General features: G+C 37.5%; 19 protein-coding genes. 6 read left to right on the top strand and 13 right to left on the bottom strand.

The genetic code is table 11. The annotated features are described in order from the left end of the window. Positions 1–2: 2 nt before the first annotated feature. Positions 3–425 (top strand): GNAT family N-acetyltransferase, encoded by a 423-nt coding sequence (locus G3O09_RS18965; RefSeq protein ID WP_163103015.1) that lies wholly within the window; start codon positions 3–5, stop codon positions 423–425. A gap of 145 nt (positions 426–570) precedes the next feature. Here the strand turns inward: G3O09_RS18965 and G3O09_RS18960 are convergent, their stop codons facing one another. Next, a complete protein-coding gene (locus G3O09_RS18960; protein ID WP_163103014.1) occupies positions 571–1,152 on the bottom strand; it encodes a LysE family transporter in 582 nt (193 codons plus the stop codon). Between the two features lie 120 nt (positions 1,153–1,272). Between G3O09_RS18960 and G3O09_RS18955 the strand changes: the two genes are divergently transcribed. Beyond that, positions 1,273–1,827: a helix-turn-helix domain-containing protein gene (locus G3O09_RS18955; RefSeq protein WP_163103013.1), complete on the top strand. Its 555-nt coding sequence runs from the start codon at positions 1,273–1,275 to the stop codon at positions 1,825–1,827. 182 nt (positions 1,828–2,009) lie between these two features. After that, positions 2,010–2,708, top strand: a complete 699-nt coding sequence (locus tag G3O09_RS18950) for a DUF421 domain-containing protein (protein WP_163103012.1) — start codon at positions 2,010–2,012, stop codon at positions 2,706–2,708. A 294-nt stretch (positions 2,709–3,002) separates the two neighbouring features. Here the strand turns inward: G3O09_RS18950 and G3O09_RS18945 are convergent, their stop codons facing one another. The 3 genes from G3O09_RS18945 to G3O09_RS18935 form a co-directional block, all read right to left on the bottom strand. After that, the gene (locus G3O09_RS18945; RefSeq protein ID WP_163103011.1) at positions 3,003–3,605 is read right to left on the bottom strand and encodes a YdcF family protein; all 603 of its coding nucleotides are present in this window, start codon (positions 3,603–3,605) and stop codon (positions 3,003–3,005) included. A gap of 46 nt (positions 3,606–3,651) precedes the next feature. Further along, the gene (locus G3O09_RS18940) at positions 3,652–3,840 is read right to left on the bottom strand and encodes a hypothetical protein (protein WP_163103010.1); all 189 of its coding nucleotides are present in this window, start codon (positions 3,838–3,840) and stop codon (positions 3,652–3,654) included. Between the two features lie 328 nt (positions 3,841–4,168). Continuing rightward, positions 4,169–4,471: a hypothetical protein gene (locus G3O09_RS18935; RefSeq protein ID WP_163103009.1), complete on the bottom strand. Its 303-nt coding sequence runs from the start codon at positions 4,469–4,471 to the stop codon at positions 4,169–4,171. A gap of 240 nt (positions 4,472–4,711) precedes the next feature. Between G3O09_RS18935 and G3O09_RS18930 the strand changes: the two genes are divergently transcribed. Further along, positions 4,712–7,003 (top strand): UvrD-helicase domain-containing protein, encoded by a 2,292-nt coding sequence (locus tag G3O09_RS18930; RefSeq protein WP_163103008.1) that lies wholly within the window; start codon positions 4,712–4,714, stop codon positions 7,001–7,003. 160 nt (positions 7,004–7,163) lie between these two features. Here the strand turns inward: G3O09_RS18930 and G3O09_RS18925 are convergent, their stop codons facing one another. After that, the gene (locus G3O09_RS18925; protein WP_163103007.1) at positions 7,164–7,922 is read right to left on the bottom strand and encodes a hypothetical protein; all 759 of its coding nucleotides are present in this window, start codon (positions 7,920–7,922) and stop codon (positions 7,164–7,166) included. On the opposite strand from G3O09_RS18925, the gene G3O09_RS18920 reads away from it, so the two are divergent. Beyond that, the gene (locus G3O09_RS18920) at positions 7,921–8,250 is read left to right on the top strand and encodes a hypothetical protein (protein ID WP_163103006.1); all 330 of its coding nucleotides are present in this window, start codon (positions 7,921–7,923) and stop codon (positions 8,248–8,250) included. The genes G3O09_RS18925 and G3O09_RS18920 overlap by 2 nt on opposite strands. A gap of 269 nt (positions 8,251–8,519) precedes the next feature. Here G3O09_RS18920 and spoVIF read toward each other — a convergent pair whose 3' ends face one another. Then, the gene (gene spoVIF / locus G3O09_RS18915) at positions 8,520–8,780 is read right to left on the bottom strand and encodes a sporulation-specific transcription regulator SpoVIF (protein WP_163103005.1); all 261 of its coding nucleotides are present in this window, start codon (positions 8,778–8,780) and stop codon (positions 8,520–8,522) included. Positions 8,781–9,288: 508 nt separating this feature from the next. Between spoVIF and G3O09_RS18910 the strand changes: the two genes are divergently transcribed. After that, the gene (locus G3O09_RS18910; RefSeq protein WP_163103004.1) at positions 9,289–9,600 is read left to right on the top strand and encodes a hypothetical protein; all 312 of its coding nucleotides are present in this window, start codon (positions 9,289–9,291) and stop codon (positions 9,598–9,600) included. A 183-nt stretch (positions 9,601–9,783) separates the two neighbouring features. Here G3O09_RS18910 and G3O09_RS18905 read toward each other — a convergent pair whose 3' ends face one another. The 7 genes from G3O09_RS18905 to G3O09_RS18875 form a co-directional block, all read right to left on the bottom strand. Continuing rightward, a complete protein-coding gene (locus G3O09_RS18905; RefSeq protein WP_163103003.1) occupies positions 9,784–9,915 on the bottom strand; it encodes a YjcZ family sporulation protein in 132 nt (43 codons plus the stop codon). A 123-nt stretch (positions 9,916–10,038) separates the two neighbouring features. Beyond that, entirely contained in the window at positions 10,039–10,908 is an 870-nt protein-coding gene (locus G3O09_RS18900) for a DUF421 domain-containing protein (RefSeq protein WP_163103002.1), read from the bottom strand. Between the two features lie 9 nt (positions 10,909–10,917). After that, positions 10,918–11,115, bottom strand: a complete 198-nt coding sequence (locus G3O09_RS18895; RefSeq protein WP_163103001.1) for a hypothetical protein — start codon at positions 11,113–11,115, stop codon at positions 10,918–10,920. 4 nt (positions 11,116–11,119) lie between these two features. Beyond that, positions 11,120–11,476: a stage V sporulation protein AE gene (gene spoVAE, locus G3O09_RS18890; protein ID WP_163103000.1), complete on the bottom strand. Its 357-nt coding sequence runs from the start codon at positions 11,474–11,476 to the stop codon at positions 11,120–11,122. A gap of 16 nt (positions 11,477–11,492) precedes the next feature. Beyond that, positions 11,493–12,512, bottom strand: a complete 1,020-nt coding sequence (gene spoVAD / locus G3O09_RS18885; RefSeq protein WP_163102999.1) for a stage V sporulation protein AD — start codon at positions 12,510–12,512, stop codon at positions 11,493–11,495. A gap of 3 nt (positions 12,513–12,515) precedes the next feature. Then, positions 12,516–12,986, bottom strand: a complete 471-nt coding sequence (spoVAC, locus tag G3O09_RS18880; RefSeq protein WP_163102998.1) for a stage V sporulation protein AC — start codon at positions 12,984–12,986, stop codon at positions 12,516–12,518. A 14-nt stretch (positions 12,987–13,000) separates the two neighbouring features. Further along, positions 13,001–13,483 (bottom strand): YhcN/YlaJ family sporulation lipoprotein, encoded by a 483-nt coding sequence (locus tag G3O09_RS18875; protein ID WP_163102997.1) that lies wholly within the window; start codon positions 13,481–13,483, stop codon positions 13,001–13,003. Positions 13,484–13,536: the final 53 nt, after the last annotated feature.

The following is a 13,536-nucleotide window of genomic DNA, read 5'->3' as shown; positions in this document are numbered from 1 at the left end:
GAGTGAACGTAATAACTGTTGAAAACGAACAACAACTTGAAGATGCATATTCTGTTAGAAGAACCGTATTTGTCGATGAGCAAAACGTACCAGAAGAAGAGGAAATTGATGCGTTTGAGGATGAAGCTAAGCACTTCGTTTTATACGATGGTGAAACTCCAGTAGGTGCAGGGAGATTTCGAGTGCTAGATGGCATCGGCAAAGTCGAACGCATCTGCGTCCTTTCTTCCCAGCGTGGTAAAGGAGCAGGAAATTTGATTATGGATGCCATAGAATCCTATGCATATGAGAAAGGTATCCACAAATTAAAATTAAATGCACAAACGCAAGCCATTCCATTCTATGAAAAGCTTGGATACGAAGCAGTCTCTGAAATATTCATGGATGCGGGCATTCCTCATAAAACTATGTTGAAAAGTAAGTAATACATAAATGTGAAGAGCGTTACTTCCTTAGAAGTGAACGCTCTTTTTAATTGGGGATATTGCTTTGGAACAATTACTAAAAAAATGCACTAATTGATTATCCCGGTACCGTTCATCATTTCCGTACCTGCTAGATTTGAAAATATTAAACTAAAATAGAAACAGCACTGTAAATTAATAACAAAGCCATAACTATATTAAATCGGCTTCTATATTTTGACAATAATCTTTGAAAAAGTGAACCAAATATACTCCAGCTGAACGTACTCATAAAACCAATAACAGCCAAAAATAATGAAAACATAATTAAACTAGAATTCGATGAATGATAGGGAATGATGAAAGTAGATATGACCGTTATGCCGTATAATATCGCTTTCGGATTAACAAACTGTAGTATCATCCCTGCAAAAAAAGTGTTATTCTTGTCTTCACTTTTATTTTGATCATTAGGTTTGCTCTTAATGATCTTAAAAGCTAAATACAACATATAGAAAGAACCTACGATTGACATGAGTAGTTCAATTTTAGGAATTACATTTTTTAGGAAAAGGTTAAAGTAGCTACATATGACCATGATCACAAAAAAACCAACACTGACTCCAAAGCAAAACTTAACCGTCCTTTTCAAGCCGTATTGATTGGCAAATACCATTGCCATAATATTATTAGGACCTGGAGTAAAGGAAGTAACAAAAACGTAAAGCAAAAATGAAAATAACGGCATAACGAGCTCCCCCTTCTTGAATATATGTTATAATGCCTAAAACAGACGATATAACGACCTTTTACATAATATTGTACAATACAGACGTTATATCGCACAATAAAAATAGGAGTAAAGTGTATGGAGGAATTAAATCTTATCATTGCAAAAAATTTAAAAACGCTTAGAGAACAGAAAAAACTTAGTCTTGAAAGAGTAGCAGAACTTACAGGAGTAAGTAAAACGATGATTGGTCAAATTGAAAGAGGCGAATCCAGTCCTACCATTACAACTCTTTGGAAAATTGCCCATGGTTTAAAAATCTCATTTACTTCATTGATCAATAATCCGCAACCAGATACTAAAATAGTTTTAAAATGTGAAGTACAAGAACTTTCTGAAGATGAAGGAAAGTACCGAGTATATCCTTATTTTCCTTTCGAAGATAACAGACGATTTGAAGTTTTTTCAGTTGAGATTGAAAAAGGTGGACACCTACAATCTAGTTCACATGGAGAAGGAACAGAAGAATTTATCACGGTTTTTGAAGGAGAACTCACGGTTAATGTGAATAATCATGAATATATAGTAAGGACTGGCGATTCGATTCGATTCAAAGTTGACAGATCTCATACTTACCATAATTCTGGAAATACATTGACTCGTTTGAGTATGGTAATTTACTATCCTGCATAATTCAGGAATACAATTGTAAATAAAAAAGGCATTGGAAATCATTAGAATCCAATGCCTTTTTTATTGAAGTTTTACTACTAGCCATCTATTCATCATTATTATCCTTAATTTCATATTATTTATTTGTTTTTAATTTCGATTTTTATGGTAACACTTGTTAAAAAAGATATTGGGAGAAGAACATGCATTACACACAAATTGTAACGGAATTAACTACGGGTTACATTGCACTCTTTTTATTAACTAAAGTACTTGGAAAAACGCAGATTACACAAATTACAGCTTTCGACTTTATCTCGGCTATGATACTTGGGGAGCTTGTAGGAAATGCGTTATATGATGATCATGTCGGTGTTCTAGAGGTTTTATTTACGGTTGCCTTTTGGGGGCTACTCGTATATATAACAGAAATCACGACACAAAAAGTCCAGCGATTCCGCGGATTTTTAGAAGGACATCCTTCCATCGTCATACATAAAGGACAAATCGTTTATAAAGCTCTAAAGAAAAATCATCTAGATTTAAATCAACTCCAACTGCTGTTGCGAAAAAAAGATATCTTCTCTATTCGTGAGTGCGAGTTTGCAATTTTAGAAACAGATGGAAGTGTAAGTGTTGTGAAGAAACCAGAGTACTCTACGATTATTACTCAGGACCTGAATATTGTAAAAAACCCAAGTACGCTCCCAGTCAGCGTTGTCCTCGATGGAGAAATTATTCGTGACAATCTTCAACTCATTCATAAAGATGAAAAATGGCTCCATGAACAGCTTAGACTTTTAGGAAAAGGGCGAGTAAAAGACGTCCTGTTCGCTGAGTGGATGGAAGGAGAAAGCTTATTTGTTCAAGGGTATGAAAGTAAATCGGAGGGTGCCTCTTGAGTGAAGGGCATCCTTTTTTTATTGTGGAGTTCTGTTGTGTATATAGCTTGTTGTTTTGAAGTCCAGTGTATTGTCGAGGGTAATGAGGTGATTTAGTTTTATTACGATGACTTGTAGTTTATCGTGAAACTCGAGACTCACGTCCAATTGCAATGTCGGTGTGGGAAAACCATCAGGCACGATCATTAGGTGGTCTATTAGAACAAATTTGATGTTACCCAAGTGCACAATCAGACATTCATGATACATAAAACAAAAAAAACAAACCCATTTTCCATGACAACAGGTTTGTTTTTAAGATGATGTCGTTTCAAAATCCCGAAACGGTGCCGTTATTTGATACCCCATTAAATACACCCATTCCTTCAGAAAGAACGGAAGCTGTGTTTTCCATGATTTATAAGCGGAGTTTGGAGTAGGTGAGGAATATACATCCATTCCAAGTTCCTTCGCCATGAATATTGATCTGCTCATATGCAGTGGATCACTGACTAGGACAAAGGTATTCAAACCTTTCCCCTCTACCAAATCTGCTGTATAAATCAAGTTTTCCTCAGTGATTCGGGATTTATTCTCGATTAAGATGTCCTCTTCCTTCACGCCTTGTGAAACAGCGTAAACTTCTGAAGCTTCCGATTCAGCCAGTTTTTCCCCTTCCGCTTTCCCACCTGTGAAAATGATTTTATCAACCATGCCTTCTTTATAGAGTGAAATGGCGTGGTCGATTCGTCCTTTTAAGACAGGAGATGGCTTTCCGTTCCAAGCTGCCGCTCCGAGTACAATCGCAGCGTCGACTTGTTCTTGATCATGCTTGATGCTGTAATATAGGATGCTTAAACCGCTGTATGCTATGAAAATTGCAATCGCAAATAATAGTAATTTTCTGATTTTTTTCATCAAAATTATTCTTCCTTCACTAACCAAAGTGCGTTATTTTCAATAATTAAGCAAGCTTCTCCTGATTTTTGTAAGCCTTGTCATTATGGTTGTGACGGCCGTATGATACAAAGACCAGAAAAACATGCAGAATGCATAATGCAGTCATCGCATGCTGAAACTCTATTTTACCATGAGAATCACATAAAATGGTTCGTAAATTGATAGGAATTTGTTCATGTTTCTGTAAATTCATCCATATAATCCCTTGGAAATTTCTTTAAAAAATCCTGTGGCCTGGAATTGAGTCCATGAAAAAGATCAATCGGTTCAAGTATGGTATTTTCAGCTAGGGACACTTCCAGTTTCTTTTTACTAAACGTTACGATACGTTTAGACTGGCAAAAAGCCGTTCCCCCATCTGATCTTGACATGAGCCAAGATCAGATGGGGGAACGGAAATACTTTAAGCCATGCCTTTATAGAAATCCTTCTTTTTCAGAATGAACATATCCAACTTTAATTTCCTAAGTAATAGTATATTTTCTTGCAGGCTCTGTTAACTTAAACAATTCACTACCCTCTCATATCATTTCGTTAAAGAGCCTACCTTTTCCTGTTATTTCAGCAGCCGTTTTTTGGATGGTTTTTGCTTCTACCTGTTTTTTGTATTTGTTTTGAATATAGAATGGAAATTTACGTTTTGGTTCTTCTTGTGGTGTTTCATCACGAGGCTGATCTACCCATTCATCTATTTGTGTATAGAATTTGACTGGTATAATAGCGTTGATTCCTTGAACAAAAGGAGACGATTTTTTATTTTCACTTTCTGTTCGATTCGCATACTGTAAATAGTTGTAATGAGTTACTGGTGCAATATACCCCATGATTCCGCCCCTTCTTTATTATTTTGAATGTTAGATACACTTTGTATTTTCATTATAGGGTTCGATGATAGTTATCGGTTTTGTACCCCTTTTAAGAAAAATGAAACTTTAGTCTGTTTGTCCTAACATATTCTGACTATGAATATAGTCTTTAGCTTTAGTCTATGTTCTGCTATCATGGGGATTGACTATTTTTTTGGATAAGCATTAGAATTTTTTATTTTTCGTAGGGGGTTCTGCATGAAGAAAGCGTTGTTCCAACAAGAAAATATTGCATTGTCTTATCTTTCCCCAGATGCCCTTCAGCTTACATATGAGCGTGGCAAACGGGGATTATTAAGCTGCCCTATCTGTCATGAAGCAGTACGATTGAACATCGGAATTAACATAGAGCCTTACTTTTTTCATGTTCAAAGACCGGACGAGCCATGTATGGATGATCGTATTGAAGAAATCCAGCCGACTGAATCAAACACTCTTTATATAGAACGAAATGGTTTCCGTTTACCCGTATCTCGAAGCATTGGAACTCCAACGTCTACAACAACTGAACTTGAATTCTTTAAAGCTAGTAAACCGATTAGCCCTTTGCTCCCAGCTTATAGTAAAAATGAGCGCCCCCCTGTTTCAATTGAAGATGAATATTTAGATAAGTTGGCTACCTGTGGAGTTATGCTAGATTATCAACAGCTTCAAGCAGTGACTCATATTGAAGGACCATTACTCGTTCTTTCAGGGGCAGGAAGTGGAAAAACTAGAGTCCTAACATCACGAACGGCCTATATGTTGTCCAAAGGCATTTCACCTAAGGAAATCATGCTGGTTACCTTCACAGCGAAAGCCGCTCAGGAAATGAAAGACCGTCTACAATCGTATCCTGGCATTACACCAGCTGTACTGAATGGCCTTGTCACGGGTACCTTCCACAGCATTTTCTATAAGATTCTTATGTTCCATGAACGTGAACGCTGGCAAAAAGAAAGTTTGATAAAGTGGGATTGGGAAAAAGAAGTCATACTGAAAAAAGCAGGATGGGATAAGGGTCTGGATGATAAGGAATTCGCTTATGACCAGGCGATCCAGCAAATTGGATTATGGAAAAATTCATTACTGTTTCCATCTGATATTAAGACAGATTCTGAATTTGAAGAGTCATGCCTTTACCTATATGAGAGATATGAAAAGGAAAAACGGATGAGCGGACGCTATGACTTTGATGATATGTTGATTGGTTGCTACGAGCTGTTCATTGAACAACCTGACATTCTATCAAGGTATCAGCAACGCTTCCGCTATTTTCTAGTGGATGAGTTCCAAGATATTAATAGAGTTCAATATGAATTAATCAAACTCCTTTCTGCAGAAAATAAAAATGTGTGTGCAGTCGGAGATGATGACCAGGCGATTTATTCATTCCGAGGTAGCGATCCTTCTTATATCTTACATTTTGAGAATGACTTTCCTAGAGCCACTATTGTGACTTTAAACGAAAATTACCGCTCTTCACACGGCATTGTATCTACAGCGAACCGAATAATTTCTAAAAATAAAAACCGGCGCTTAAAGAACATGCTTGCTCAATATGATGATAGCAAGATACCTACTGTCTGCTTCCCTTACGATGAGGAACTGGAAGCGACCATGATTGTTGCTGATATGGCAGAGAAAATAGAAAAGCGAGGATATAATCCAGAGGATTTTGCTATTCTTTATCGGACAAACTCCATGAGCCGTGCTATTTTTGAACGATTGGCTTCATCGAATTTACCATTTGCGATTGAACGTGACGCGGAATCCTTTTATGAGCGTCGAATCGTCAAAGCTATGTTGGCATTTCTACGATTAAGCAAAAATCCACATGACAGTAAAGCAGTCAGTGACGTCTTTCCGGCCCTTTTCTTAAAGCAAAATGTCCTCCAGGAAATAAAGGCACAATCGATTTTACAGGATTGCGATTATGTTTCGGCTTTTTCATTCGTTAAAACCGGCCATAGCTTCCAAGAAAGGAAGCTTCGTATGCTCCCTTCCCTTGTTAGGAACCTGAAGGATATGAAACCTAGCATTGCGCTAGAAATCATTGAAAAGGATCTTGGTTTTTCTGATTATGTGAAGAAACGTGGCAACGAAGGTAGTATGCAGGACAAAGGTTCCGATGATGTACGCGATTTAAAAGTGGCGGCAAAGCGGTTTGTGTCAGTTGATGAATTCCTCGATCATTGCGACCATATGATTGCGATGAACAAGGAAGTGAAACAGCTTTCAAAACATTTCCGACAAGCCATCCAACTATCCACCATCCATCGCTCCAAAGGGTTAGAGTATAAATGCGTCTATATTTTAAGTGCAGTTGAAGGTGGAATTCCGCATGATTTCGCCCTGGAAGCACATCGTCAAGGAGATCCCCTTGCGCTGGAAGAGGAACGAAGATTAATGTATGTAGCCTGTACCCGAGCCAAACAAGAACTTGTGATTTCCGTTCCTCAAACCCGAAGAGGAAAAAAAGCACATCCATCAAGATTTTTGAAAATATAGTTTGAGAGAGGTCGCTCATAAATTAGAGCGACCTCTTTTTTATGTAGTCATGGATATATTTATAATCTTACGGATAAATAGTTGAATGTCACGGATATAATAGTGTTTCTTACGGATATCCGAAACCAATGCAACCTAGTTATTGGTAATATGTATATATTTATTTAAAAGTAGTAGATAAGCCCATCACCCTAATGACGGTTAGACCATAAAATATCCTAATCAGAAAAGAAAGCGGTGAAATTACATGCCAAAACATCATCATAAAGGTAAACATGGTGGCCATAAAAAGCATAAAGGTAAACATGATGGCCATAAAAAGCATAAATGTGACCATGATGACCGTAAAAAGAATCAGTGTGAAAGCTCTGACCATAGAAACGATCATTGCGATCATGATGACCATAAAAAGAATCATTGTGAAAGCTCTGACCATAGAAACGATCATTGCGGCCATGATGACCATAAAAAGAATCGTTGTGAAAGCTCTGACCATAGAAACGATCATTGCGACCATGATGACCATAAAAAGAATCGTTGTGAAAGCTCTGACCATAGAAACGATCATTGCAAACATAATGATCATAAGAAGCATCAATGTGAAAGCTCTGACCATAGAAACGATCATTGCGACCATGATGACCATAAAAAGAATCATTGTGAAAGCTCTGACCATAGAAACGATCATTGCGACCATAAAAAGAATCATTGTGAAAGCTCTGACCATAGAAACGATCATTGCGACCATAAAAAGAATCATTGTGAAAGCTCTGACCATAATAAGGATCATTGCGATCATGATGACCATAAAAAGAAATGTTGTGAAAGCTCTGACCATAATAAGGACCATTGCGACCATGATGACCATAAAAAGAAATGTTGTGAAAGCTCTGACCATAAGAAGGACCATTGCGATCATGATAGCCACAACAAAAAAGATAGATGTTGGAAAAAAGATAGTTGTTGCAAAAATGATAGTTGTTGCAAAAAAGATAGTTGCCGCAAAAATGATAGATGCCGCAAAAATGATAGTTGTCGCAAAAATGATAGTTGTTGCAAAAAAGATAGTTGTTGCAAAAATGATAGTTGTTGCAAAAATGATAGTTGTTGCAAAAATGATAGTTGTTGCAACAAAGATAGATGTTGGAAAAAAGATAAATGCAGACATGATGGCCATAGGAACAAAAGATGTAGTTTATTTAGTAGGTGGTAACACTATTACTGGATTTTTTCGCGGAAATGATTAGGGTCCTACCTCAATAATAGATGCTTTTGAATTTGATTATCTCTAAAACTAGTTTCCTCTCATGATATATGATTAGGAAGAGGTCACTACGAAAAGTGGGGCCTCTTTCAGTGCATAGTTAAAAGATTAAAATAGAAAAAATAGAATTTGATAAATTAAACGTGAAGGCCCAAACATTGTCTGGGCCTACCCTTTTGAATGAATTGATAGATCTGTTTAAGGTTTTCCCCTAAATAAACTATTACTTGAAATTTCCACTACTAAACACAATTACAACTTTTTATTGTTAATCATATTAGCAATTGTTCCAAAATCAATTTGCTTCCCGTCAGCTACAATTGATTGGACGATTTTGTCTTCCATTTCCTGATTTACAGGCTTATTGGCCATTTTAGATACTTGTTTGATAAGGTTACGGATTGTCGTTTCATCTCTGAGATTAGCACCTTGCAGAGAGTTAGCAAGATTTAAAACATCACCCATGTTGACTCCCGTTTTCTTTTCCATGTTCTTGAAGAAATTTGAATCCATTTTCATGCCCTCCTTCTCTGTCTTTCTATCGTATGTTGGGCTTTAAAAATGGTGCAGGAATATATCGTAAATTTTGATGATGAGTGAAATTTTTCGTAATACCAAAACCAACAGTATGATACTCATCCATACGCTTGCTATATTTTCCTCATATATTATGTTGAGTCTATAAGATGTGATAATGAAAAGACATGCATCTGTAAACTCATTCCATAGGTGAAGGAGGGAAAGAACATGTCTAGCAACCATAAAGACCAGGATAAACAATGCGATAATGATTGTTTTGAAGGCACACTCGTCGGAGTCGGGAGAGATTATATAGTATTAAAAAATGGTGTTTTACGTACTAAAATCCATTTTCGTGATATCACCGATTTGAAGTACTGTTGTAAAAATGATGAAGTCCATCATGATCATGACTGCAAAAAAGATGAAGATTGTAAAAAGAAACATAAGAAAAAACCTAAACCACCTAAACCGAAGAAACATAAGAAAGATGATTGCATGCATGGCGATCATAAACAAGATAAGTGTAAAGACCGTAATTGTGATTGCAATCATAAACATGATAAGGGCAAAGACCATGATTGTGATTGTGATTGCGATCATAAACATGATAAGGGTAAAGACCATGATTGTAATGGATGCTCATCAAGAAGTAAATGCTGCAACTGGAGAGAATTCGATTGGGACAAATGCTCAAAACATGAACACCATAATAGAATGCCATACAGGGAAACTTCTAATGGTGACGATTTTGATGACGATGACGATGACGATAACTATGATAGATGCAAGTGCTCAAATAATAGCTGTATGAGAAAGCTACAAAAACTGATTGGCTGTGAAGTGAAAGTTTTTTTAAACTGCTAACAATAGTCCACCTCCGGGTTCGCTCGGAGGTTTGGGTACATAAAAGTATCCCTAGACCTATCTGTTTTATTAGCTAGAAGCAAATAAAAGTAAAACGGAATGGTTTCCCATTCCGTTTTCGTTTTTCTTATTAGCAGAAAGAAGCACCTACGATAATTAACAGGATGAATAATACTACAATCAATACGAAAGTAGAACCGTATCCACCGCCGTACCCAGGGCAACATCCGCCTCCGAAACCGCCGTAACCGTATCCGTACATTTAATTCACCACGCTTTCGCTTAGTTCACTCATAACATATGTAAAAAAAGCAAAAGGTGTATGGGCTCATGCCCAGGAAACATTAGAATATTCAGGATATAAAATTAGAGAAATCCTTTTGTTTCAATGGTTTTGAGCTCTTTTTAGGTCATTGACCATTTTTAGTGTCCCGGAAATTTTTTGGGCGAGATTCCCATAGAGTCTTCTTGTTTCGGAATCCTTCGAGCTAACAGAAAGGAAGTTTAAATCTGCACTAAGCTTTTGAAATGCAGATATTAGTAGCTCTTTATCCTTATTTTGTGGCACGTTCAATTCATCATCGTATGTGTCGATGAACAAATCCCCATTTGGATCCACTTGGGCGAGGAAAACATTTTCTACTGTAAGATTTCTTTTCCCAAGTTCTCCTTGAAGCCATTTCCGGTTCAAACCAGCACACGCTAATCCATCGTCAAATATTTCTCCATCTTCGATAAGTGTCTGTGTCACACCTGTTTTTCGTTTCTCAGGAAAAATATCACCGTAAAGTATAGGTTGCTTTTCTGATTTTAACAATACACTTATCTCACCATTCGTCTCCAACGCTGCAAATTCTACATCCGCGACTCTAAAAATATCCTTCTTCCTTAATTGCTCCAACAGTCCCTCAGCCGTATATTGTTCTTTTCTAAGATTTTTCTCTAATAACTTCCCGTCTTTTATCAGAGTGGTAGGCTTTCCTTCCACAAAATCACGGAAGAACCGATTTTTAATGGAAAAATACGAGACAATAATTGGAAATAATGACCAAATCAAGATACTAGTAATTCCGTTCGCCAAATTCAATTCTGCATCCATTGATAATGTTCCTGCAATATCACCGATGGTTATTCCAGCTATATATTCAAAGAAAGATAGTTTAGATAGTTGTTTTTTTCCTAAAAACTTGGTAACAAAGAAAAGTCCGATTATTATGCAGACAGATCGAATCGCGACTTCTACATATGGAGGCATAATTTCACCTTACTTCCCCTGACGTTCTAAATCAGCCATTCGTTTTTGCAAAGCATCGCCGACAGAACTGACTTCAAGCATGCAAGAATGAAGCTGCTGTGCCTCTTGCTGGGATCCCATAAGAATTGCCCAGTTACTAAGCTCAGATTCCATATAATCAGTCATCGCTTTCAATTCAGTCAGCACTTCGATTGATTCCCTATTCATATTCTTACCCCTTTGGTTTGAAAATCAGCGATGCTAGGAATCCGAAGACGATCGCTGCCGATATACCTGAGCTAGTGACTTCGAACATTCCAGTCAAAACTCCAACTAGACCATGCATTTCCGCATGATGCATAGCACCATGTGTTAGGGCATTACCAAAACTTGTGATAGGGACAGTCGCTCCTGCCCCTGCAAAATCGATAAGTGGTTCATATAAACCAAGTCCATCCATAACTGAGCCTATTACAACAAGTAAGCTTAAAGTATGGCCTGGAGTAAGCTTTGCAACGTCAAACAAAAGCTGTCCAATCACACAAATGGCCCCTCCTACAACAAACGCCCAAAAAAACATTGGTAACACAAATATCCCTCCTTAACTAGCTTCCATATTCAATAGCGACCGCATGGGCAATACATGGAATGGTTTCACCTTGTTGAAATGATAGTGGAGACAACAATGCCCCAGTTGCTACAACTAAAATCTTTTTATACGTCCCTTTTTTCATTTCATTCAATAAATGTCCGTAAAGGACTGTTGCAGAACAGCCAGCACCGCTTCCCCCAGCCATGACGGGTTGATCATCCTTATAAATTAACAAACCGCAATCCTTGAACTGTTCTTTATTCACTGATAAACCTTTTGTAGTAAGCAAATCATATGCCGTTTCATTTCCAACTTGACCAAGGTCACCAGTCACGATTAAATCATAATGATTAGGGGTCAATCCGGTATCACGAAAATGTGCCATAATCGTATCCACGGCTGCAGGAGCCATTGCCCCACCCATGTTAAAAGGATCTGTTAGACCCATATCAATGACTTTTCCGATGGTTGCCGCTGTTATATAAGGCAGTGGTTCTGGATGATCTGCTTTTTGAGCAAGCAAGGCTACACCCGCTCCTGTAATGGTCCATTGGGCGGTTGGTGGTTTTTGTCCGCCGTATTCAGTTGGATATCGAAATTGCTTTTCAACTGCTGCATTATGACTTGATGCACCAGTCAGCACTTTTTTTGCCCCTCCATAATTTACAATGAAAGCCGATAATGCTAACCCTTCCATCGAGGTAGAACATGCTCCAAACAAACCGAAGTATGGAATAGCCGCTGTTCTTGCAGCAAATGAGGTAGGAGTAATTTGGTTAATTAAGTCACCTGCAAGAAGGAATTGAATATCTTTTTCTTTCGTTGCCCCCTTCTTTAACGCGGTTTCAATCGCCTCTTCCAATAAAACACGATGAGCCTTTTCGTATGTATCCTCTTCCAGCCATAAATCTTCGTGGAGGATATCAAAATCTTCGGCTAAGTTTCCTCTTGCCTCGAAAGGTCCTCCCGTTACACCGGTAGAAACAATGACGGGACGATTTGCAAATTGCCATGATTGTGAACCTACTAGCATTATTTATCCCCCCAGTTTCAAAAAAATCGTTTTTATAAGAGCAACTACAAAGGCAGAGAACACTCCAAAAATAATTACTGAACCGGCGAGCTTAAAAATATTCCCACCAACACCCAGAACATAACCTTCTGTTCGGTGCTCTATTGCTGCTGAAATGACCGCATTGCCGAAACCTGTTACTGGAACGGCACTTCCTGCTCCACCAATCTGTCCTAAATGGTCATAAATACCAAAACCAGTCAAAAGCATCGAGAAGAAAATCATTGTCGCTACTGTAGGATTCCCCGCACTTTGCTCAGTAAAATTAAAGAAATAAATATACATATAGGTAACAGCCTGTCCTATTAAGCATATCGTCCCTCCAACTAAAAAGGCCTTTACACAATTCATGAAAACTGGCCTTTTAATTTCATGCTTAGACTGAAGCTTTTGATATTTCTGCTGTTGAGGAGTTAAGTTTTCCTGTTTGCTCATGTTGTTCCTTCTTCCTATATTTGTTCTTTCTTCAGTTCTAAAATATCTTTAAACTTTTTGTTTGCTTTTTTCCTTGAATAATTTGGGTCCTTCAAATGATCATTTAATTCGACCACTTCCATGAAAATCTTGTAATCACTAGAGACAACAAATTTATGGTTTGGATACTTTTTTTCTAGTTTTTTCGTCAAATCTTTTTCAATCTTTTTCATACGGAACCTTTGTAAATGTTTGACCTTGTATGCGACTAAGATTTTTTTCTCTCCGGTCACAATAGCAGCATCATAGATTTCAGGGAAAGACAACACATATTTCTGCATACCCTCTGCAAAGTCAAACTCTTTCTTCGTCTCCTTCAATACGGCTGGATGAGGATTTGTTGTCTTCATAAGGGCCAATCTTGTATCCTTTGACTTATCAGTTGCAGAGCAGCCTGTTAATGAAAATAAAGCTAAAACCACTATAATGATTAGAGCTTTCCCTAATTTTGTCCGCATATTTCCACCCCCTTTTAACCCAATTATTTTTTGTTATTTTTTACAATCAGGCA

It is taken from the genome of Peribacillus alkalitolerans (assembly GCF_010882125.1).
Lineage (GTDB): Bacteria > Bacillota > Bacilli > Bacillales > DSM-1321 > Bacillus_BN > Bacillus_BN alkalitolerans.
Note: the sequence above shows the minus strand (reverse complement) of the source record. Positions and strands in the feature narration are given on the sequence as shown.